Annotated in this window: 19 protein-coding genes and 1 tRNA gene; 14 read left to right on the top strand and 6 right to left on the bottom strand. The window is 71.6% G+C overall.

The genetic code is table 11. The annotated features are described in order from the left end of the window. The first annotated feature begins 291 nt into the window (after positions 1-291). The 11 genes from mfd to AC4BGB_RS08910 all read left to right on the top strand — a co-directional run bounded on the left by mfd (position 292) and on the right by AC4BGB_RS08910 (position 11,440). Complete coding sequence (mfd, locus tag AC4BGB_RS08960; RefSeq protein ID WP_490546804.1) at positions 292-3,846, top strand: transcription-repair coupling factor; 3,555 nt, start codon at positions 292-294, stop codon at positions 3,844-3,846. Further along, positions 3,843-4,541, top strand: a complete 699-nt coding sequence (locus tag AC4BGB_RS08955) for a hypothetical protein (protein WP_490546433.1) — start codon at positions 3,843-3,845, stop codon at positions 4,539-4,541. Before mfd ends, AC4BGB_RS08955 begins: the two co-directional genes overlap by 4 nt. A 4-nt stretch (positions 4,542-4,545) precedes the next feature. Beyond that, positions 4,546-5,229 carry a nucleoside triphosphate pyrophosphohydrolase gene (locus AC4BGB_RS08950; RefSeq protein ID WP_490546432.1) on the top strand — a complete coding sequence of 228 codons (684 nt, stop codon included), beginning with the start codon at positions 4,546-4,548 and terminating at the stop codon, positions 5,227-5,229. Next, a complete protein-coding gene (locus AC4BGB_RS08945) occupies positions 5,226-5,939 on the top strand; it encodes a hypothetical protein (protein ID WP_490546431.1) in 714 nt (237 codons plus the stop codon). Before AC4BGB_RS08950 ends, AC4BGB_RS08945 begins: the two co-directional genes overlap by 4 nt. 150 nt (positions 5,940-6,089) lie before the next feature. Continuing rightward, on the top strand, positions 6,090-7,367 hold the full coding sequence (gene eno / locus AC4BGB_RS08940; RefSeq protein ID WP_490546430.1) for a phosphopyruvate hydratase: 1,278 nt from the start codon (positions 6,090-6,092) through the stop codon (positions 7,365-7,367). 16 nt (positions 7,368-7,383) lie between these two features. After that, the gene (locus AC4BGB_RS08935; protein WP_490546429.1) at positions 7,384-7,965 is read left to right on the top strand and encodes an FtsB family cell division protein; all 582 of its coding nucleotides are present in this window, start codon (positions 7,384-7,386) and stop codon (positions 7,963-7,965) included. A 38-nt stretch (positions 7,966-8,003) separates the two neighbouring features. Next, positions 8,004-8,504, top strand: coding sequence for a DUF501 domain-containing protein (locus tag AC4BGB_RS08930; RefSeq protein WP_490546803.1), 501 nt, complete (start codon positions 8,004-8,006; stop codon positions 8,502-8,504). Then, positions 8,501-9,451: a Ppx/GppA phosphatase family protein gene (locus tag AC4BGB_RS08925; RefSeq protein ID WP_490546428.1), complete on the top strand. Its 951-nt coding sequence runs from the start codon at positions 8,501-8,503 to the stop codon at positions 9,449-9,451. Before AC4BGB_RS08930 ends, AC4BGB_RS08925 begins: the two co-directional genes overlap by 4 nt. A gap of 19 nt (positions 9,452-9,470) precedes the next feature. Beyond that, positions 9,471-10,304 carry a uracil-DNA glycosylase gene (locus AC4BGB_RS08920; protein WP_490546802.1) on the top strand — a complete coding sequence of 278 codons (834 nt, stop codon included), beginning with the start codon at positions 9,471-9,473 and terminating at the stop codon, positions 10,302-10,304. A 29-nt stretch (positions 10,305-10,333) separates the two neighbouring features. Continuing rightward, positions 10,334-10,407 (top strand) — tRNA-Leu (locus AC4BGB_RS08915). Between the two features lie 166 nt (positions 10,408-10,573). Beyond that, positions 10,574-11,440 (top strand): Bax inhibitor-1/YccA family protein, encoded by an 867-nt coding sequence (locus AC4BGB_RS08910; protein WP_490546427.1) that lies wholly within the window; start codon positions 10,574-10,576, stop codon positions 11,438-11,440. A 20-nt stretch (positions 11,441-11,460) separates the two neighbouring features. Here the strand turns inward: AC4BGB_RS08910 and AC4BGB_RS08905 are convergent, their stop codons facing one another. Both AC4BGB_RS08905 and AC4BGB_RS08900 read right to left on the bottom strand, forming a co-directional pair. Further along, positions 11,461-12,528 (bottom strand): SGNH/GDSL hydrolase family protein, encoded by a 1,068-nt coding sequence (locus AC4BGB_RS08905; protein ID WP_490546426.1) that lies wholly within the window; start codon positions 12,526-12,528, stop codon positions 11,461-11,463. A gap of 26 nt (positions 12,529-12,554) precedes the next feature. Next, complete coding sequence (locus tag AC4BGB_RS08900; protein ID WP_490546425.1) at positions 12,555-13,856, bottom strand: endonuclease/exonuclease/phosphatase family protein; 1,302 nt, start codon at positions 13,854-13,856, stop codon at positions 12,555-12,557. Positions 13,857-14,032: 176 nt separating this feature from the next. Here AC4BGB_RS08900 and AC4BGB_RS08895 point away from each other — a divergent pair, with 176 nt between their 5' ends. Then, on the top strand, positions 14,033-15,415 hold the full coding sequence (locus AC4BGB_RS08895) for a cystathionine beta-synthase (protein WP_490546424.1): 1,383 nt from the start codon (positions 14,033-14,035) through the stop codon (positions 15,413-15,415). A gap of 243 nt (positions 15,416-15,658) precedes the next feature. Here AC4BGB_RS08895 and AC4BGB_RS08890 read toward each other — a convergent pair whose 3' ends face one another. Further along, complete coding sequence (locus AC4BGB_RS08890; protein ID WP_490546423.1) at positions 15,659-16,555, bottom strand: cobalamin-binding protein; 897 nt, start codon at positions 16,553-16,555, stop codon at positions 15,659-15,661. A gap of 42 nt (positions 16,556-16,597) precedes the next feature. Here AC4BGB_RS08890 and AC4BGB_RS08885 point away from each other — a divergent pair, with 42 nt between their 5' ends. After that, a complete protein-coding gene (locus AC4BGB_RS08885; protein ID WP_490546422.1) occupies positions 16,598-17,173 on the top strand; it encodes an IMPACT family protein in 576 nt (191 codons plus the stop codon). A gap of 51 nt (positions 17,174-17,224) precedes the next feature. Here AC4BGB_RS08885 and AC4BGB_RS08880 read toward each other — a convergent pair whose 3' ends face one another. The 3 genes from AC4BGB_RS08880 to msrA all read right to left on the bottom strand — a co-directional run bounded on the left by AC4BGB_RS08880 (position 17,225) and on the right by msrA (position 20,490). Next, on the bottom strand, positions 17,225-18,943 hold the full coding sequence (locus AC4BGB_RS08880; RefSeq protein ID WP_490546421.1) for a glycoside hydrolase family 2 protein: 1,719 nt from the start codon (positions 18,941-18,943) through the stop codon (positions 17,225-17,227). Between the two features lie 88 nt (positions 18,944-19,031). After that, entirely contained in the window at positions 19,032-19,778 is a 747-nt protein-coding gene (locus AC4BGB_RS08875) for a hypothetical protein (protein ID WP_490546420.1), read from the bottom strand. Positions 19,779-19,851: 73 nt separating this feature from the next. Further along, positions 19,852-20,490, bottom strand: coding sequence for a peptide-methionine (S)-S-oxide reductase MsrA (gene msrA, locus AC4BGB_RS08870; RefSeq protein ID WP_490546419.1), 639 nt, complete (start codon positions 20,488-20,490; stop codon positions 19,852-19,854). Positions 20,491-20,591: 101 nt separating this feature from the next. Here msrA and AC4BGB_RS08865 point away from each other — a divergent pair, with 101 nt between their 5' ends. Beyond that, complete coding sequence (locus AC4BGB_RS08865; protein ID WP_490546418.1) at positions 20,592-21,752, top strand: cystathionine gamma-synthase; 1,161 nt, start codon at positions 20,592-20,594, stop codon at positions 21,750-21,752. Positions 21,753-21,754 lie beyond the last annotated feature (2 nt).

Below are 21,754 nucleotides of genomic sequence, written 5' to 3'. Positions count from 1 at the left end.
CCTGCCGTCGTACGTCTGGCCCGATCCGTCGTACGTCTGGCTCCGGCCTCGCCCGGTGTGGTCTCGACTGTCCGCTCACTTCGTTCGCTGCTCGACCACCTCGGGTCGGCTGCTGCCTGCTCGGTTCCCGTCGTGCGGTGGCACTCGCTGCACCTCGTAGACTGGGGGCAACCCCCTGTCCTGCCTGGCTGGGGGCCTGCATGCGTGCCTGCGCGCTGCCTCGATCCATCCCAAGGAGACGCCGTGTCCCTCGCCGACCTCGTCCTGCGCGAGCCCGCGCTCGCGGCGTCGATGAAGGATGCCGGGGCCGGTCTGGCGACGCTCGACCTGACCGGGCCGGCGGCGCTGCGGCCGTTCGTGGTCAAGGGGCTCGTCGACGCCGGGCGCACGGTGCTGGTGGTGGCCGCGACGGTGCGCGAAGCCGAGGACCTCACCGAGGAGCTGCAGGACGTCCTGGACCCCGAGGCGGTCGCGTTCTACCCCGCGTGGGAGACCCTGCCCCACGAGCGGCTCAGCCCGCGCAGCGACACCGTGGGTCGTCGCCTCGCGGTCCTGCGCCGGATGAAGCACCCCGGCACCGAGGCCAACAACGGTCCCCTCAAGGTGATCGTCGCGCCGGTGCGCTCGGTTCTCCAGCCGCAGGTCAAGGGCCTCGCGGACCTCGAGCCCGTCGAGCTGACCCCGGGCCAGGAGGTCGAGCTCGACGACGTCGTACGACGCCTGGCCGGTGCTGCGTACTCCCGGGTGGACCTTGTCGAGAAGCGCGGCGAGTTCGCCGTCCGCGGTGGCATCGTCGACGTGTTCCCGCCGACCGAGGAGCACCCCCTGCGGGTGGAGTTCTTCGGCGACGAGATCGAGGAGATCCGCGCCTTCGCCGTGGCCGACCAGCGCACCCTCGAGCCGGTGCCGCGACTGTGGGCGCCCCCGTGCCGCGAGCTGCTCCTCACCGACGACGTACGCCGCCGCGCCGCCGAGCTCGGCGCCGCGCACCCCCAGCTCGCCGAGCTCACCGACAAGCTGGCCCAGGGCGTCGCGGTCGAGGGGATGGAGTCGCTCTCCCCGGCGCTGGTCGACGAGATGGAGCTGCTGGTCGAGCTGCTGCCCGAGCAGAGCCACGTCCTGGTGCTCGACCCCGAACGCGTCCGCACCCGCGCCCACGACCTGGTCGCCACCAGCGACGAGTTCCTGGAGGCCAGCTGGGCCGCGGCCGCCTCGGGCGGGACCGCGCCGATCGACCTCGGCAAGGCGTCCCTGCGCGCGATCGGCGAGGTACGCACCCAGGTCCTGGAGCAGGGCCTGGGCTGGTGGGGGATCAGCCCGTTCGGGATCGAGAGCGACGACGCGCTCGCCGAGGTCGACCCCCGGGCCCCGGAGACCCGCACCGTCGCCGCGCAGCCCGCCGAGGCCTACCGGGCCGACATCGAGGCCGTGGTCACCGACATCCGGGCCCACCTCGCCGAGGGCAGGCGCGTGGTCACCCTCCACCAGGGCCACGGACCCGCGCAGCGGATGGTCGAGGTGCTGGGGGAGCGCGACGTACCCGCGCGCCTGGTCGACGAGATCACCGCGACCGACCCGGCCGACCTCGACCCGGGCCTCGTCCTGGTCACCCAGGGCTGCATCAACCACGGCCTGGTCATCGAGGGCGACGGCCAGCGGCCCGGCCTGGTGCTCCTCACCGGTGAGGACATCGCCGGCCAGAAGGCCACCACCCGCGACATGCGCAAGATGCCGGCGCGGCGCAAGAAGCAGATCGACCCGCTCGAGCTCAAGGCCGGCGACTACGTGGTCCACGAGCAGCACGGTGTCGGCCGCTTCGTGGAGATGAAGCAGCGCGAGGTGCAGGGCGCCGTCCGCGAGTACCTCGTCCTGGAGTACGGCGCCTCCAAGCGCGGCGCGCCGCCGGACCGGCTCTACGTGCCTGCCGACGCGCTGGACCAGGTGACCCGCTACGTCGGTGGCGAGGCCCCGAGCCTGGACCGGCTCGGCGGCGGCGACTGGGCCAAGCGCAAGGGGCGTGCGAAGAAGGCCGTGCGCCAGATCGCGGCCGAGCTGATCAAGCTGTACGCCGCCCGGCAGGCCACTAAGGGCCACGCCTTCGGGCCGGACACCCCGTGGCAGACCGAGCTCGAGGACGCCTTCCCGTTCCACGAGACCCCCGACCAGCTGAGCACGGTCGAGGAGGTCAAGGCCGACATGCGTCGCGTCGTACCGATGGACCGCCTCGTGTGCGGTGACGTCGGCTACGGCAAGACCGAGATCGCCGTTCGCGCCGCGTTCAAGGCAGTCCAGGACGGCAAGCAGGTCGCGGTGCTCGTCCCCACGACGCTGCTCGTCACCCAGCACTTCGCGACGTTCAGCGAGCGGATGAGCGGCTTCCCGGTGACCCTGAAGGCGCTCAGCCGGTTCCAGACCGACAAGGAGGCCCGCGAGGTCATCGACGGCCTCCAGGACGGCAGCGTCGACATCGTCATCGGCACCCACCGGCTGCTCAACCCCGACATCAGGATGAAGGACCTCGGGCTGATCGTCGTCGACGAGGAGCAGCGCTTCGGTGTCGAGCACAAGGAGCAGATGAAGCGGCTGCGCACCAGCGTCGACGTCCTCTCCATGTCCGCGACCCCGATCCCGCGCACCCTGGAGATGGCGATCACCGGGATCCGGGAGATGTCCACCATCGCCACCCCGCCCGAGGAGCGGCACCCGGTGCTCACCTACGTCGGCGCCTACGAGGACCGCCAGGTGACCGCCGCCGTACGCCGCGAGCTGCTGCGCGACGGACAGGTCTTCTACATCCACAACCGGGTGCAGTCGATCGACAAGGCCGCCGCGAGGATCAGGGAGCTCGTCCCGGAGGCCCGCGTGGCCACCGCGCACGGCCAGATGGGGGAGCACCAGCTCGAGCAGGTGATGCTCGACTTCTGGGAGAAGCGCTTCGACGTGCTCGTGTGCACGACGATCGTGGAGTCCGGCCTCGACGTCTCCAACGCGAACACGATGATCATCGAGCGCTCCGACACCCTCGGCCTCTCCCAGCTGCACCAGCTGCGCGGGCGGGTGGGCCGGAGCCGCGAGCGCGCCTACGCGTACTTCCTCTACCCCGCGGACAAGCCGCTCACCGAGACCGCCCACGAGCGGCTCGCCACGCTGGCCCAGCACTCCGACCTCGGCGGCGGCATGGCGATCGCCATGAAGGACCTCGAGATCCGGGGCGCCGGCAACCTGCTCGGCGGCGAGCAGTCGGGCCACATCGCCGACGTGGGTTTCGACCTCTACGTGCGCCTCGTCGGCGAGGCGGTCAGCGAGTTCCGCCAGGACGGCACCGAGGTCGAGCAGCCGATCGAGGTCAAGATCGAGCTGCCGATCGATGCGCACCTGCCGCACGACTACATCCAGAGCGAGCGGCTGCGGCTCGAGATCTACAAGCGGATGGCCGAGGTCCGCTCCGACGAGGACGTCGCGCTCCTGCGCGCCGAGCTGGTCGACCGCTACGGCACCCCGCCGGCCCCGGTCACCCGGCTGCTGTCGGTGGCCAGCTTCCGGGCTCGCTGCCGCGACGCGGGGATCTCCGAGGTCACCGCGCAGGGCAAGTTCATCCGGTTCCACCCGGTCGACCTGCCCGAGTCACGCGTCATCCGCCTGAACCGGCTCTACCCCAAGAGCCTGTACAAGGTCCCCGTGCGTACGATGCTGGTGCCGCGACCACAGCCGGCCGGCTTCGGCGCCCAGGCACCCCGGGACGAAGAGCTGCTCGACTGGGCGCGTCAGGTGATCGACAGCGTGATCGAACCGGACACGCAGCAGCGTAGGGCCGCGACCAGCGGCAGTGAGGAGACCGGATCGTGAAGCTCCGAGGCCGAACCACCCCCAGGGGATGGGCAGCTCCGGCTGCGGTGGTCGCACTGCTGCTGCTGAGCGGGTGCGGCGAGATCCAACCGGGCACCGCCTCGGTGGTCAACGGCACCCGGATCACCACCGGGGACGTGACCGACCTCGCCGACGCGCAGTGCGAGCTCCGCGGCACCCTGGCCAAGGACGGCACGGCTCCCGCGACCTCGGTCGCGCGCGTCAACCAGGAGTCCCTGAGCCTGCTGATGGACGCCGAGCTGAGCGAGCAGTTCGGCGAGCACGAGAAGGTCAAGGGCGACAAGGCGCTCGCGCAGGCGTTCTTCGGCCAGGTCGAGCCGGTCTTCGAGCAGCTGCCCGAGAAGGCGCGCACGGAGTTCACCGACGTGTTCCAGAAGTGGTCCGAGGGTCGCGCGACCCTGGTCGCCGTCGGCAGCAAGGAGACCGGTCAGCCGACGTCGCTGGAGAACCTCGAGCAGCTGCTCAACGCCGGCCTCCAGGCCCGTGATGCCTGGCTGAAGGAGGCGAAGATCGAGACCAACCCGGTCTACGGCCCCGACTCGCGAGGGTTCCCGACGCCGGGCAGCGACGGCTCGGTGTCCAAGCCGGTCTCCGCCTTCGCCAAGGGCTCCAGCATCGAGCAGCCCGACGCCGAGTGGGTGGCCGGCCTCCCGGCCAGCCAGAAGTGCGGATGACGCTGTGGTCGGCTCGCTGAACGGCGAGTCCCCGCTGAACGGCGAGTCCCCGCTGAACGGCGAGTCCCCGCTGAACGGCGAGTCCCCGTTGAAGGGCGAGTCCCCGTTGATCGAGCTTGTCGAGATCATGGCCCGACTCCGCGCCGAGTGCGCCTGGAAGGCCGCGCAGACCCACCGCTCGCTGGTCAAGCACCTGCTGGAGGAGACCTACGAGGCCATCGAGGCCATCGAGGCGCTGGAGACCGGCGGCAGCCCCGACCACCTCCGCGAGGAGCTCGGCGACGTCCTGCTGCAGGTCTACCTGCACGCGGCGATCGCCGCGGAGGCGGGCGAGTTCGACATCGAGGACGTCGCCCGCGGTCTGGTGCACAAGATGATCACCCGCAACCCGCACGTCTTCGGCGACGTGCAGGAGACCGACCCGGACCGGATCAACGCGAACTGGGAGCGGCTCAAGGCCACCGAGAAGCAGCGTCCCGGCCTGCTCGACGGCATCCCGCTCGAGCTGCCCGCACTCACCCTGGCCGCGAAGGTCCTGGACCGGCTCGAGCGCGCCGGGTCGCTGCCGGCGCCGCAGGGCTCCCCGGACCTCGGTGACCGGCTCCTCGCCCTGGTGGCGGAGGCCCGCGAGACGGGGCAGGACCCCGAGCAGGCCCTGCGCGACGCCGTACGCCGGGCCACAGCATGACCTCGCGACCGAGGCTCGTGCTCGCCACGGTCCTGCTCGGTGCCCTCGCTGCGCTCACCAGTGGCTGCGAGATCGGTGACGACGACGAGATGGTGGCCCCCACGCGCACCGTGACCGCCTCGCCCGCAGCGCCCACCACCGCCGTGCCGGACTCGGTGCCGGCTGGCCGGGACGTGGTGCGGCCCGGGGACGTCGTGTGGGCCCAGGGCAACGTCCTGCACGTCTCGGGGCGCAAGGTCGACCTCTCGCCGGTCGGGGTGGACGCGTTCGTCGCGGCGCCGGGCGGGATCTACCTCCTCCACCAGGGCGAGCTCTGGTTCACCGACCTCTCGCGCCTCAAGGGCACCGGGATCACCGGCGTGACCGCCCTGGAGTCCACCCTCGACGGCAGCCGGATCAAGGTCACCGTGACCGGCTCCGGCACGCCGACGGTGCACGCCTTCGACACCGGCGACGGGCGCGCCGTACCCGCCGAGGACGTGGACGCCGCCACCGCCCGGGACCGGCTCCGGGGCCCGGACCGCAGCGGGGTGCGGGTCCCCGTCGGTTTCGAGCTGGCCGGCTGGTCCGGCCCGGACACCTTCTACGGACTCGCCGGCGCGGGGGAGGGACCCGCGGAGCTGGTGGCCTGCGCGGTGACGACGCGCTCCTGCGAGCCCGTGGCCACCGTCGACTCCGAGCTCCCGGTCCGCTTCGGCACCGGCACCTGAGAGGCAGCCGCGCCGAGCGGTCGCGCGGAAGGTGCGACCGGCCGCCGACCGAGCGCGGGTGCTGCCCGGGATCACCGGCGCTCGGCGCTAGGGTGGATCGCGCAGCAGGCCCGATCGAACGGCCGATCCTTCGACCCAGGAGCAAACGTCTTGGCTTCCATCGACACCGTCATCGCCCGGGAGATCCTGGATTCCCGCGGCAACCCCACGGTCGAGGTCGAGGTGCTCCTCGACGACGACTCGCTGGGCCGCGCAGCCGTCCCCTCGGGTGCCTCGACCGGCGCCTTCGAGGCAGTCGAGCTCCGTGACGGAGGCTCCCGCTACGGCGGCAAGGGCACCGAGAAGGCCGTCAGCGCCGTGCAGGACCAGATCGAGCCCGAGATCATCGGCCTCGACGCCAGCGACCAGCGCCTCGTCGACCAGGCGATGCTCGACCTCGACGGCACCCCCAACAAGGCCAACCTCGGCGCCAACGCGATCCTCGGCGTCTCCCTGGCCGTGGCCCGGGCCGCCGCGGAGAGCGCGGGGCTGCCGCTGTTCCGCTACGTCGGCGGGCCCAACGCCCACCTGCTCCCGGTGCCGATGATGAACATCCTCAACGGCGGCGCCCACGCGGACACCAACGTCGACGTCCAGGAGTTCATGATCGCGCCGATCGGCGCCTCCTCCTTCCGCGAGGCGCTCCAGCAGGGCGCCGAGGTCTACCACGCGCTCAAGGCCGTGCTGAAGAAGCAGGGGCTGGCGACCGGGGTGGGCGACGAGGGCGGCTTCGCCCCCGAGCTGGCCAGCAACCGGGCGGCCCTGGACCTGATCGCGCAGGCTGTCGAGTCGGCCGGGTTCAAGCTCGGCACCGACTTCGCCCTGGCGCTCGACGTCGCGGCCAGCGAGTTCTTCGAGGACAAGGCCTACGGCTTCGAGGGTGCGCAGAAGACCTCGGAGCAGATGGTCGACTACTACGCCGACCTCGTCTCCGCCTACCCCATCGTCTCGATCGAGGACCCTCTCGACGAGGAGGACTGGGACGGCTGGAAGGCGATGACCGACCGGCTCGGCGGCCAGATCCAGATCGTCGGCGACGACCTGTTCGTCACCAACGTGGAGCGGCTGGCTCGCGGCATCGCAGGCGGGCAGGCCAACGCGCTGCTCGTCAAGGTCAACCAGATCGGCTCCCTGACCGAGACCCTCGACTCCGTCGACCTGGCCCACCGCAGCGGGTTCCGCTGCATGATGAGCCACCGTTCCGGCGAGACCGAGGACACCACGATCGCCGACCTCGCCGTTGCCACGAACTGCGGCCAGATCAAGACCGGTGCCCCCGCGCGCTCCGAGCGGGTCGCGAAGTACAACCAGCTGCTGCGTATCGAGGAGGAGCTCGACGACGCGGCGCGCTACGCCGGCCGAGGCGCGTTCCCCAGATACCAGGCCTGAGCCGGGCGACTGAGCCATGGCCACCCGTCGTACCCAGAGCGGTCCCCGCAAGGGGAGCCGCCCCGGACGGCTGCCGGGCAACAACCGGCCAGGCGCCCGGGGCAGCGAACGCGCACGTACGACGGCCCAGCCCGCCCCGCGGCCCCGGTTCACCAACCGGATGGCGATCCTGGTCGTAGTCCTCGCGGTGCTCGTCGTGTCCTACGCCTCCTCCATGCGCGCCTACCTCCAGCAGCGCTCCCACATCGCCGACCTGCGCGCGAAGATCGTCACCTCCGAGCGGGACATCTCCGCGCTGGAGCGTGAGAAGCGACGCTGGAAGGATGACGCCTACGTCGAGGCCCAGGCCCGGGAGCGGTTCGGCTGGGTGATGCCGGGGGAGACCAGCTACCAGGTGATCGACCGTGACGGGAAGCCGCTGGAGCGCGACGACGAGCTGACCGACCCCGACTCGGTGGCGCGTCCGGTGCCCGACCCCTGGTGGGACAAGGTCTACAGCTCCCTCGAGGCCGCCGACCACCCGAAGAAGGCGCCCACCCCGGTCACCAAGATCACCCCCGCGCCCCTGCCCACCCCCAGCCCCACTCCCGGCCAGTGAGCCAGGACGAGCCCGCTCGCCCCGGACCCGAGGGGCACATCTCGGACCGGGACGTCGCCGTGGTCCGGGCCCAGCTCGGGCGCCCTCCGCGCGCGATCCACGCCGTCGGCCACCGGTGCCCGTGCGGCAACCCCGACGTGGTGACCACCGAGCCCCGCCTCGACGACGGCACCCCGTTCCCGACGACCTTCTACCTCACCTGCCCGCGGGCCGCGTCGATGATCGGCACGCTGGAGGCGAGTGGGCTGATGCGCGAGATGAGCCAGCGGCTCCAGGACGACGAGGAGCTCGCCGCGGGCTACCGTCGTGCGCACGAGGCCTATCTCGCGGCGCGGGCGGAGATCGGCGAGGTCCCCGAGATCGCGGGGGTCTCCGCCGGCGGGATGCCCGACCGGGTGAAGTGCCTGCACGTGCTCGCCGCGCAGTCCCTGGCCCAGGGACCGGGGACCAACCCGCTGGGTGACGAGGTGCTGGCCGAGCTGGGGGAGTGGTGGCGCAGCGGACCCTGCGTCTCGGTCCCCGCGGAGGAGGGCAAGTGACCCGGGTCGCCGCCTTCGACTGCGGCACCAACTCGCTGAGGCTGCTCGTCGCCGACATCGACGCCGAGGCGGGCACGATCACGGACCTGGTCCGCGAGATGCGCGTCGTACGCCTCGGCCAGGGGGTGGACCGCACCGGGCGGATCGCTGACGCCTCGCTGGCGCGCGTGTTCGGCGCGGTCGAGGAGTTCATGGCGGTCGTGGAGGAGCACAACGTGCGGGCGATCCGCTTCTGCGCGACCTCTGCGGCCCGGGACGCGGAGAACTCCGAGGACTTCCTGACCGGCATCCGCGAGCGCACCGGGGTCGATCCCGAGGTCCTCGACGGTGACGCCGAGGCCTCGATGAGCTTCGCGGGCGCGACCCGCGACCTGCCCCCGCTGGGCGAGCCGATCCTGGTCCTGGACATCGGCGGCGGGTCCACGGAGCTGGTCCTCGGGCGGGCCGACGGCACCATCGTCGCCCAGGAGTCCCTCGACATCGGCTCCGTGCGGCTCAACGAGCGCCACCTCCACGACGACCCGCCCGGTCGGGACCAGATCGCCTCGGCGATCGCGGACATCGACGAGGCGCTCGACCGGTGCTCGGTGGACCCCGCCGACGCGGGCGCGGTCATCGGGGTCGCAGGCACGGTGACCACGCTGGCGGCGGGCGTGCTCGACCTGTCCTTCTACGACAGCACCGTGATCCACCACAGCGTGCTGCGTCCCGACGCGATCCAGGGACTGGTCACCAGGCTGCTCACGATGAGCGTCGACCAGCGCAAGGCGCTGCCCTACATGCACCCCGGCCGGGCCGACGTCATCGGCGCGGGCGGGCTGATCCTGGACCGCATCCTGCGACGCACCGGCGTCGGCTCCATGCTGGTCTCCGAGCACGACATCCTCGACGGGATCGCGTGGTCCCTGACCGGGCCCGACGCGGCCGGCGACCAGGGTCGTGCCTGAGCCGGACGGCGCCTCGCCGATGCCCGCGGGCTTCCCCAGCCCGGTGCCCCCTGGCTCGGGCTGGCCCGACGACCCGGTCGGTCCCGGTGCCCCGGTACCGCCGGTGGCGCGGTCGGCCGCAGGCGTGGTGCGGCTGTCCTCGCGAGCCTCGCTGCCGGTCCTGGAGGCACGCAGCTCCGTGTGCGCGGCGTGCCCGCGGCTGGTCGCGTGGCGCGAGAAGGTGGCGCACGAGAAGCGGGCGTCGTACGCCGGGGAGAGCTACTGGGGCCGCCCGATCGCGAGCTGGGGCGACCCGGAGGCCACGATCCTGATCGTCGGGCTGGCTCCGGCCGCCCACGGCGGCAACCGCACCGGCCGGATCTTCACCGGTGACCGGTCCGGCGACTGGCTGTTCGCCTCGCTCCACCGCGTCGGTCTCGCAAGCCGGCCCACCTCGGTCCACGCGGGGGACGGGCAGCGGCTGATCGGCGCCCGGATGGCCGCCGCGGTCAAGTGCGCGCCGCCGCAGAACCTCCCCACGACGCAGGAGCGGGACACCTGCGCCCCCTGGCTGGCCCGCGAGATCGAGCTGCTGCTGCCCCGGCTGCGCGCGGTGGTCTGCCTGGGCGGCATCGGCTGGGACGCCGCCCTGCGGGCCCTGGGGTCGGCGGGGGTGCCGATCCCGCGCCCTCGGCCGAAGTTCGGCCATGCGGCCGAGGTGCGGTTCTCGGACGGGTCCTCGGGCCCCGGCCCGCTCACCCTGCTGGGCTGCTACCACCCCTCGCAGCAGAACACCTTCACCGGCCGGCTCACCGAGCCGATGATCGACGCCGTTCTCGGACGGGCCGCGGAGCTCGGTCGCGCCTCCCTATGATCACGGGGTGGTCGAGCACTGCGAGACCAGCCCCGGTGTCCCAATCGGCAGAGGAAACGGTCTTAAACACCGCTCAGTGTGGGTTCGAGTCCCACCCGGGGCACGCTCAGGACGCCTCGGGGGCGCAACTGGTGAGGAACCCGGACGAACGCGCCGGGAACATCACCCCGGTCCCGGACGTTTCACAGGTGACGCCCCGGTAGGGTCGGGCCCGTCACGCGAACCCCAGGGTGGGAGCTTCGCAACAGCCTCCGAGGAGGACACACAGCATGCAGAGCAAGAACCCGATCTTCACCCGAGCCGAGGGCTTCAACAGTCGCGGCAACGGCGCGGCCGCCTACCCGGGCGGCGGGCAGCAGTACGCCGGCTACGGCAACGACCCCTCCCAGTGGGGGATCGGGGCGCCCGGACAGCCCGCGCCGCAGGTCGACCAGGGCCGGATGACCATCGACTCGGTGGTGCAGAAGACCGGCCTCACGCTGGGTGTCGTGGTCCTGACGGCCGCGATCACCTGGTTCATGACCCCTGAGGTGACCAGCGAGACCTCGCTCGGCTCGCTCTACAGCCTCGCCCTGGTGGGCGCGCTGGTCGGCTTCGTCCTGGCGATGGTCAACTCGTTCAAGAAGGTCGTCAGCCCCGCGCTGGTGCTGGCCTACGCCGCCGTCGAGGGCATCTTCATCGGTGCGTTCAGCAAGGCGATCGAGGCGATGTTCGCCAGCCCCGACTCCAGCCAGGGTGGCCTGGTGATCGGTGCGGTCGTCGGCACGATGGCCGCCGTCGCGGGCACCCTCGCCGCCTACAAGTTCTTCAACATCAAGGTCGGCGCCAAGTTCCGCATGTGGGTGATCGGCGCGCTGTTCGGCTTCGTCGCGGTCAGCCTGCTCGACATGGTGCTGGGCTTCTTCGGCAGCAGCTTCGGCTTCAACGGCTTCGGCCCCATGGGCTTCGTCTCCAGCCTGATCGGCCTGGGCCTCGGTGTGCTGATGCTGATCCTGGACTTCGACTACGTGGAGCGGGGCATCGCTGCCGGGCTCCCCGAGCGCGAGTCGTGGCGTGCGGCCTTCGGCCTGACCGTCACCATCGTGTGGATCTACATCGAGCTGCTCCGGCTGCTCGCGATCATGCGCGGCGACTGACCCTCGGGTCACCCAGCCAGCTACGCAGGCGCCTCGGTCGATTCGTCGGCCGGGGCGTCTGGGCTTTCCGGGCCATCTGCGGCGTCGGCGACGCCGTCCTCGGGGGTCTCCGCCTCGCCGGTGGGCAGCAGGCGGCGCCGCATCAGCGTCACCCAGCGACCACCCATGCCCCGCTTCGCGCCACCGACCTCGGTGCCGTCGATCTCGGTGCCGGGGTTGCGGCTCGCCTTGACCGCGGCGTACCCGATCGGCAGCACGGCCTCGCCCCGGCCTACCCGCGGGGTCTCCTCCTCGGCCTCGCCCTTGCCGAGGGCGGAGAGCACCGAGGGCACCAGCACCCGGGCGAGGGACTCGTAGCCCGCGGCCGAGGGGTGGAACTGGTCGGGTCCGAACAGCAGCGCCGGGGCGGCCGCGAACTCCGGTCCGAGGATGGAGCTCAGCGAGACGGTTCGCCCACCGGCCTCGACCACGGCGACCGTCTGCGCGGCCGCCAGCTGTCGTGACCAGGTCCTGGCCACCTGACGGAGCGGGAACGGGATCGGCGAGACGGTGCCGAGGTCGGGACAGGTGCCGACCACCACCGCGACGCCGGCCTCCCGCAGGCGGCGTACCTCCGCGGAGAGGAAGCGCACCGACGCGGAGGGGAGCACGGTGTTCGTGACGTCGTTGGCGCCGATCAGGATCACTGCCACGTGCGGGTCGGTGAGCAGGGCGCGGGTGACCTGCTGCTCGAGGTCCTTGGACTGGGCGCCGACCGCAGCGAACTCCCGCAGGTGCACGCGCTGGTCGGCGCGCTCGGCCACCCCGGAGCCCAGCCAGGCGCCGGGGGTCTGCTCCACCGTGTCCACGCCGTACCCGGCGGCACTGGAGTCGCCCAGCAGGGCGATCCTGATCGCGGGGCCGGGACGGCCGCGGCCGTACCACCCGGTGGCGTCCGGCGTCCGGCCCACGGCGTTGCCGATCGTGCGTCGGGCGAGCTTCGCCTCGGCCCGCAGCAGGCCGTAGACCGAGGCGCCCAGCACCGAGGCCCCGCCACCGCCGTAGGCCAGTGCGGCGGCAATCCGGCGCGCCGCTGCTCCTGTGCTCACGGTGGTGATCCTACGGAAGGGCCCCGTCAGTTCTGCAGGTGTGCCCGGGTGATGACCAGGGGGTGGTCGCTGATCTTGTTCTTCTGCGGCGAGGTGTCGCGCTGGAAGTACGAGAACCGAGCCTGTCCGGCGGCGAAGATCCAGTCGATCGAGCCCTGCTTGGGGTAGGCGCAGGTCGTGCTCGGCAGGCTGTTCGGCGAGATCATCAGCTTCCCGGCCGTGAGCGGGCAGAACGCGGCCTGGCGGTCGTTGAAGTCGCCGGTGATGAACACCGGGCGACCGGTGGCCCGCAGCGCGACGATCTTCTTGCGCTCGATCGCGATGGCCTGGGCGCGCCACTTGGCGGCCGGCCCCTTGACGTTGGCCGGGTTGTGCACGTTGAGGAAGTACGCCGTGCGGCCGCTCGCCTTGTGGCGCAGCAGCACCACGGGGACCCGGCGGATGTTGCCGTTGAAGTAGGGGATGTCGTAGGTGGACCCGGAGACGAATTCCATCGTCGACTTGCGCCACAGGATCGCGTTCTCGGTGTCGCGTCGCTTCCCGGCGGGATCCCAGTAGTAGGCGCCGAACGTCTTCGCGTAGCCCTGGGCGGTCCAGTGGTCGAACTGCCGCTCCTGGAACTCCTGGGTGCCGACCACGTCGATGGCACGGGAGTTGAACATGGAGAACGTGCGGGCCAGCCTCGAGGGGAAGGTGGAGAACCCGCGCGAGCCTGACGCCGTGTGGCTGGCGCCGAGCAGGTTGAACGAGGCGAGGGTGATGCCCTTCATGCTGAACAGCCCGGAGACGGGCGGGGTCTTGCCGACCATCGCGTTCAACCAACTCGAGGGGTTCACCGGGCCCTTGGCGCCGGCGACGGAGAACTGGAGCGCGCACTTCTTGGACTTCGACTTCGGCTTGGTGCCGAGGTTGCCCAGTGCCTGGCCGGACTGGATCGCCTGGCCGTTGCTGACCAGCACCCGGCTCAGGTAGCGGTAGCGGGTGGTGATGCCCGGGTTGCCGCTGATGACGCTCACCACGGAGCGGCCGCCCCAGGCGGGGTCGCGGTAGATCCAGGCGACGCCGGGGTGGCTCGCCCAGGCCACGGACCCGCAGCCGGTGCGGATGTCGGTGGCCTTGTGCTTCTTGCGGTAGGTCTTGAGGTCCTTGACCTTCTTGCCCCCGGTGACCGGGTAGAACACGTTGGGCGGGCTGACCACCCGGAACTTCGGGTCCTTGGTCTTCGCGGCGCTCGCTGCTCCGTCGGCGAGAGCAGGTGTGAGCACCACGCCGAGAGAGAGGAGGCCGACGATGGCCCGAACCAGGATCTTCGGACGTCGGCTAGTCATATCGGCGTGTCTCCCTCGCAAAACGGCCCCCAGACGGTGTAAGCAACTTCGAGCAGTATGCACCATTTTTTGGGTCGGGTGGGGCTGAAGTGCATTTTTGATGCACCCGTGAGGCGTGTCGGTGCTTGCAAACCGGGCCCGCTACGCGCCGCCGATCGGGCCGGTAGGTTGGCTACATGAAGTACGCGAACTCACTGCTGGAGCTCATCGGCAACACTCCTCTGGTCAAGCTGAACCGAACCGTCGACGGCGCCTCCCCGCTGGTGCTCGCCAAGGTCGAGTACCTCAATCCTGGAGGGTCGGTCAAAGACCGGATCGCGATCCGGATGATCGATGCGGCCGAGGAGAGCGGGGAGCTCAAGCCCGGCGGCACGATCGTGGAGCCCACCTCCGGCAACACCGGGGTCGGGCTGGCCCTGGTGGCCCAGCAGCGGGGCTACAAGTGCATCTTCGTGTGCCCGGACAAGGTCAGCGAGGACAAGCGCAACGTCCTCAAGGCCTACGGCGCGGAGGTCGTGGTGTGCCCCACGGCGGTGGAGCCCGACCACCCGGACAGCTACTACAGCGTCTCGGACCGGCTGGTGCGCGAGGTCGACGGCGCCTGGAAGCCGAACCAGTACGCCAACGTGAACAACCCGCTCTCCCACTACGAGCAGACCGGGCCGGAGATCTGGGAGCAGACCGAGGGCCGGATCACCCACTTCGTCACCGGGATGGGCACCGGCGGCACGATCAGCGGGGTGGGCCGCTACCTCAAGGAGCGCAACCCCGACATCGTGGTGGTCGGCGCCGATCCCGCCGGCTCGGTCTACTCCGGTGGCAGCGGGCGTCCCTACCTCGTGGAGGGTGTCGGCGAGGACTTCTGGCCGGAGACCTACGACCGCGAGATCGCGGACCGGATCATCGAGGTCTCCGACGGGGACTCGTTCGCGATGACGCGTCGGCTGGCGCGCGAGGACGGCCTGCTGGTGGGCGGCTCCTCGGGGATGGCGGCGCACGCCGCGGTCCAGCTCGCCCACGAGCTCGACGCCACACCCGGCGGTGCCGATGCGGTGATCGTGGTGCTGCTCCCCGACAGCGGCCGCGGCTACCTGACCAAGGTGTTCAACGACGAGTGGCTCGGCCGCTTCGGGTTCGTCGACGGAACGCAGAGCGGGCTCACGATCGGGGAGGTGCTGCACGCCAAGAAGGGGGACATCCCCGCGCTGGTGCACACCCACCCCGCCGAGACGATCGCCGACGCGGTCAAGATCCTCCAGGAGTACGGCGTCTCGCAGATGCCGGTCGTGCGTGCCGAGCCGCCGGTGATGGCCGCAGAGGTGGCCGGCTCGGTCTCCGAGCGCAGGCTGCTCGACGTGCTCTACACCGGCCAGGCCCGGCTGACCGACCAGGTCGAGCTGCACATGGACGAGCCGCTGCCCACTGTTGGAGCCGGCATCGGCGTGGCCGAGGCGGTCGCCGCCCTGCGCGACGCCGACGCGCTGCTCGTGCAGGAGGACGGTCGGCCGGTCGGCGTACTCACCAGGCAGGACCTGCTGAGCTTCGTGGCCCACGGCTGAGGTCCGAAATGCCGGAATATTTGTGTCCGAAATGTCTCCCCTTCCAGGCGGGGCACTGCATACTCTGATCAAGCAGATCGGCCCAGTGGTTCCCGTCCGCAGCCGGTGTGTGGTTCCGAGGCATGGAAAGCTCGCGCAAGCGAGTCCCTCCACTTCCATCACCCACGGATACCTGGTGGTGGGGTGGCTATCCCAAGGCTGCCTCACCACCTCCGGACTGCCACCTCGGTGGCCGCGATCGGCTCAGCGCACCCGCGCTGCCGACCCGCCCGCCGGCGCCGCACCTCCCGTGTCGAAGATGCGTGCCAGCGACTCCACGCCGTCCACCAGCCGGGGCCCGGGCCGTGCGAACGACGCGTTCGCGTCCACGGCCCACACCGGCGTCGTGGCGGGAAGCGCCCCGGACTCCACCACCGCCCGGGCCAGCTCGGTGGAGCCCTCGAGGTCGTAGCCGCACGGGGCGCACACCACGAGGTCGGGCTCGACCGTCAGCGCCTGGTCCCAGGTGACCCGCACCGACTTCTCGCCGGCCGCACCGATCGTGGGGACCCCGCCGGCCGCCAGCACCATCTCGGGAACCCAGTGCCCCGGGGCGAACGGCGGGTCGGTCCACTCCAGGAGCAGCACGTTCGGGCGGGTGGGTGCCGCCCGCCGCGCCACCTCGTCGCGTACGGCGTCCAGCCGCGCCTCCAGGGACGCGACCAGGGCCAGCGCCTCCGGCTCCCGGCCCGTGGCGCGACCCAGCGTGGTGATCGAGGCGAGCACCTCCTCGAGCGTGTGCGGGTCGATGGTCAGCACCTCGGCGGTGCAGCCGAGGTGGGCCAGTGCGTCGTCGACGACCGAGACGTCCACCGCACACACCGCGCACAGGTCCTGGGTGACGACGAGGTCGGCGTCGAGACCGGCCAGGGCCCCCTCGTCGAGGTGGTAGAGGTCCTCGCCGGCCCGCATCGCGGCCGAGACGTGGGCGTCGATGCCGGCCGGGCCCAGGCCCTCGGGCAGGGCACTGGTCGAGACGATCCGTCGCTGGCGGGCCTCGGGCGGGTGGTCGCACTCGAAGGTCACCCCGACGACCTCGTCACCGGCGCCGATCGCGAACAGGATCTCCGTGGTGCTGGGCAGGAGTGAGACGATACGCATGCACTGATCGTGCCAAAGCCGCCCCGGGGGGAACGAGGAGACGTGTCCCAGACGTCGTACCTCACCATCCGCCGGGCGGGGTTCGCCGAGATCGAGCAGAGCCGGTCGCGGTTCCGCTGCGACGTCGCCCGCGTCGGTGACGAGCAGGAGGCCCGCGCCGTGATCGAGCAGGTGCGCCGGCAGTTCTGGGGCGCCAGCCACCACTGCACCGCCTACGTGCTGGGCCCCACTGGTGCCGTCGCGCACTCGAACGACGCCGGCGAGCCTCCCGGGACCGGGGGAGCACCGATGCTCGAGGTGCTGCGCGGGCGCGAGGTCAGCGACGTCGTCGCGGTGACCTCGCGCTGGTTCGGGGGCACCCTGCTCGGCACCGGAGGCCTCGCCAGGGCGTACGCCGGAGCCACCCGCGCCGCGCTCGACGAGGTGGGCGTGGTCGAGCGGATGCTGCAGGACCTGTGCGAGGTCGAGGTCGACATCGCCGCCGTAGGACGGCTCGAGCACGCCCTGCGCTCGCGAGGTGCCCGGGTGCTCGGGGTGGGTACACCGGCGAGGCGTCCTTGCGCTTCGCGATCCCGCCGAGAGCCCGCGCCGCCGCCGAGGAGATCGTGGCGGAGCTGACCGCCGGGACGGCCGGCCTCCAGGTCGTCGGCCAGCGCTGGGTCGACGCCGTCACCTGAGCGAGGTCAGCCCCGGCTCCTCGAAGGGCTCGTCCCGGGCCACGGCGCCGGTGAGCGCCGCGGTGACCTTCCGGACCACTGCCGGGTCGAGCTTGAGCACCTCCCGGTCCCAGGTCAGCAGTCCGTTCAGCTCGTCCTCGACGTCGCTCAGCTGGGTGTAGACGGTCGCGGAGAGCCCCTCGCGGACGGCGTCGACCAGCGGCTCGTGCAGCGCGACGAAGCCGGCCTCGAGCTCGGCGGCGTCGGCGGCGTGCCGGTAGCCGAACTCGCGGCTGCTCCAGTCGTGCCCCTCCACCCGCATGCTGTGGCCGCCGTACTCGGTGAGCGCGACCACGCGCCGACCGCGCCTGCCGCCGAGCCGTCGGCGCCAGCTACCGGGCATCCGGAACGGCCGCACGTAGCTGTGGAAGCTGCGGATGTCCCCGCCGCCCTGGTCCACCCACCCGCTCACGTGGTTCACCTGGCGGGTGGGGTCGAGACGGGCCACCTCGAGGGCGATCTCGTTGGCGTCGAACTGGCCCCAGCCCTCGTTGAACGGCGTCCACACGGCCACCGAGACCACGTTGCGCAGCAGCTCCACCGTCTCGGCGACCTCGCGCCGGAACTCCGCCCGGCCTTCCGCGTCGTCGCGGTGGAACAGGGTGTGGCGCCGGTCGCTGAGCCGGACCGGTCGCGTCGCGGGCATCGTGGTGGTCAGGGCGCGGTAGCGGGCGCCGCCGTTGACCATGTCCTGCCAGACGAGCATCCCGAGCCGGTCGCAGTGGGCATACCACCGCAGCGGCTCGATCTTGGCGTGCTTGCGCAGCATCGTGAAGCCCAGCGCCTTCATCGCCTCGATGTCGTGGACCAGGGCCTCGTCGCTCGGAGGGGTCATCAGTCCGTCGGGCCAGTAGCCCTGGTCCAGCACGCCGACGTGCACGCACGGCTCGCCGTTGAGCAGCAGCCGGGGACGGCCCTGGTCGTCGGTCCCGACCCCGAACGAGCGCAGGCCGGCGTACGACGTGACGCGGTCCGCGCCGAGGGTCACCTCGAGGTCGTAGAGATGGGGGTCCGCAGGCGACCACGGACGGACCTCGGAGAGGGGGACCAGCGCCGGTTGCCCGACGGGCACGGTGGCGGTCGCGACCACGCTCGCGCCGCTGGTGACCACCACCCGGGCCGCGCCGGCGGCGGGGCCGGCGCCATGCACGGTCACCTCCAGCGCGCCCTCGTCGAGGTGGGGCACCAGGGTGAGCCCCGCGACGTGGGTGGCCGGCACCGCCTCGAGCCACACGGTCTGCCAGATGCCCGACTGCGCGGTGTACCAGATCGTGCCCCGGTCGAGGCGCTGCTTGCCGCGCGCATGCACCCCGGTCTCGGAGAGGTCGCGCACCTGCACCTCGAGCACGTGCTCACCGGGGCCGAGCAGGTCGGTGACGTCGAGGGTGAAGGGGAGGTAGCCGCCGGTGTGGGACCCGGCCTCGCGCCCGTCCACCCACACGGTGCAGGTCTGGTCGACGGCGCCGAAGTGCAGCAGCACCCGTCCTCCCTGCGGGAGGTCGGGTGCTGCCAGGGTCCTTCGGTACCACAGCCACTCGTCGGGCCCGAGCTGCCGGCCGACGCCGGAGAGCTCCGCCTCTGGGGAGAACGGCACCACGATCGGGCCGGCCCAGACCTCGGGACGCTCCGGGCCCGGGGTGAACGCGTGCTCCCAGATCCCGTTGAGGTTCACCCACCGGTCGCGGACCAGCTGCGGGCGGGGGTACTCCGGGAGCGGCCGTTCGCGATCGAGCGTCCGGCCCCACCGGGTCAGCAGGTGACTACTCGGTCTTCTCGACGTCCGAGCGGACGTCGCGCAGGATCGAGGAGACCTGCTTCACGTCGTAGCCCGCCACGTTGGGGAACAGACCGCCGCCGGAGTCCTGGGTGAACCAGAAGCAGCTGGTGCTCTGCTGGGCGGCCTCGGCGGGAGTGCCCAGGCAGACGGCCTTGCTGTCGTCGTCGCCGGTGGAGATGTCGGCGGCCTCGAGCTTGTTGCGCTCCGCGATGGTCCGGAGCTGCTTGATCATCTTGGAGGGGTTCTTCTCCGAGGGCGTCTTGAACTCGAAGCCGACGAACAGCATCTGCCCCTCGGGGCCGCGCGAGGCCTTCTCCTGCTTGTAGAGGCCCGCCTTGACCGTGTCGACCTTGAACTGCTTCTCGAACTGGTCCTCGGTCGCGGTGAGCTGGCTCTCGAGCGCCTTCTCCTGGGCCTTGTCGCGCTCCATCCCGCCGGCCTTGGAGGTCACGGTGATCGAGTGAGTGTCCGGCCCGCGCGTGAGCAGGTAGGTCGCCACGGCGCCGCCGATCAGGGCCAGCACCAGCACGCCTGCCACCAGCCCGATCAGCAGGTTCTTGCGGCTCTTGGGTGCCGGCGGCGGGGGCGTGGCACCCGTCGCGTCGGGCCCGGGCGGGTCGACCGGCGGCGGAGGCGGCGGAGCGGAGTCCTGACCGGTCGTCACGCCCTCCCCGACACCCTCGGAGGGGGGCGGTGTGGGCTGGCCGGTGGGCGGAGTCTGGTCGCTCATGGCCCCCAGTGTGCAGACAATCGGATCGTTCTCAAACTCAGGCGAACCCGCTGCGGCCCCCGGGTGAGAAGGCTCACCGGGGGCAGGGGACCCCGGTCGCGGAGTGGCAGCGGTACCCGAACGGGTTCTTCAGCAGGTACTGCTGGTGGTGGTCCTCGGCGTAGTAGTACTCCTCCGCGGGCTTGATCTCGGTGGTGATCTGGCCGTAGCCGCGCTTGGTCAGCTCGGGCTGGTAGCGCTCGGTGACCAGCTCGGCCACCATCTGCTGCTCGGGGGACGTGACGTAGATCGCCGAGCGGTACTGGGTGCCGTGGTCGTTGCCCTGGCGCATCCCCTGGGTCGGGTCGTGCACCTCGTAGAAGGTCGCGACCAGGTCGGCGTAGGAGACCTTGGCGGGGTCGTAGACCACCCGGACGGCCTCGGTGTGCCCGGTACGCCCGCTGCACACCTCCTCGTACGACGGGTTCGGGGTGGTGCCGCCGGCGTACCCGACCGAGGTCGACCACACGCCCGGGACCTGCCAGAAGATCTCCTCGGCGCCCCAGAAGCAGCCGAGGCCGAACAGCGCCACCTCGTAGCCCTCGGGCACCTCGTCGGTGACCAGGGGCGCGTCGAGTGCCTTGTGCCGCTCGGAGAGCTGGAAGGGCCGCTCGGGACGCCCGGGGAGGGCCTGCTCGGCGGTGGGGAGGGTGCTCTTGGTTCGCTGGAACATCAGTTGCCTTTCGTGGGGTGCCACCAGGCCAACAACCTAGGCGCCCCGGACCTTCCCGGCAGCCGGTGAGCGCTCACTCCGTGGCGAGTAGCCTCGGGCGGGTGAGCCAGGAGCAGACGAACAAGTCCGGTTTCGAGACGCGCGCCATCCACGCGGGCTACGAGCCGGATCCGATGACCGGTGCGGTGATCCCCCCGATCTACGCGACCTCGACCTACAAGCAGGACGGGGTCGGCGGGATGCGGGGCGGCTACGAGTACAGCCGCTCGGGGAACCCCACCCGGACCGCGCTCGAGGGCAACCTCGCGTCGCTGGAGCTGGGGGAGCGGGCGTTCGCGTTCGCCTCGGGGCTCGCCGCCGAGGACAGCCTGCTGCGGGCGATCTGCGCTCCCGGAGACCACCTCGTGATCCCCGACGACGCGTACGGCGGCACCTACCGCCTCGTCGACAAGGTGTTCAGCCGGTGGGGCCTCGAGCACGGCTCCGCCGCCGTGAGCGACCTCGACGCAGTCCGCGCCGCGATCGTCCCCGGCCGGACGAAGGCGGTCTGGGTGGAGACGCCGACCAACCCGCTGCTCAACGTCGGCGACATCGAGGCGCTGGCTGCGGTCGCCCACGAGGCGGGGGCGCTGCTGGTCGTGGACAACACCTTCGCCTCGCCGTACCTCCAGCAGCCGCTCACCCTCGGCGCGGACGTGGTCGTGCACTCCACCACGAAGTACTGTGGCGGGCACTCCGACGTCGTCGGCGGGGCGCTGGTCGTGCGCGACCTCGAGCTCGCCGAGCTGATCGCGTTCCACCACAACTCCGTCGGCGCGGTGGCCGGCCCTTTCGACTCCTGGCTGGTGCTCCGCGGGCTCAAGACCCTCGGCGTCCGGATGGACCGCCACTGCGACAACGCCGAGAAGGTCGTGGAGTTCCTCACCGCCCACGAGTCCGTCACCAGGGTGCTCTACCCGGGGCTGGAGGAGCACCCCGGCCACGAGGTCGCGAGCCGCCAGATGAAGAGGTACGGCGGGATCGTGTCCTTCCAGGTCTCGGGCGGGGAGCAGCACGCGGTCGACGTGTGCGGCCGCGCCGAGATCTTCACGCTCGGCGAGTCCCTCGGCGGGGTGGAGTCGCTGATCGAGCACCCCGGCCGGATGACGCACGCGAGCGTGGCCGGGACCGACTTGGAGGTGCCCGGCGACCTGATCCGGCTCAGCGTCGGCATCGAGACCGTCGACGACCTGCTGTCGGACCTCGACCGCGCCCTGGGCTGACG

It is taken from the genome of Nocardioides sp. Z30_9 (assembly GCF_058215735.1).
Note: the sequence above shows the minus strand (reverse complement) of the source record. Positions and strands in the feature narration are given on the sequence as shown.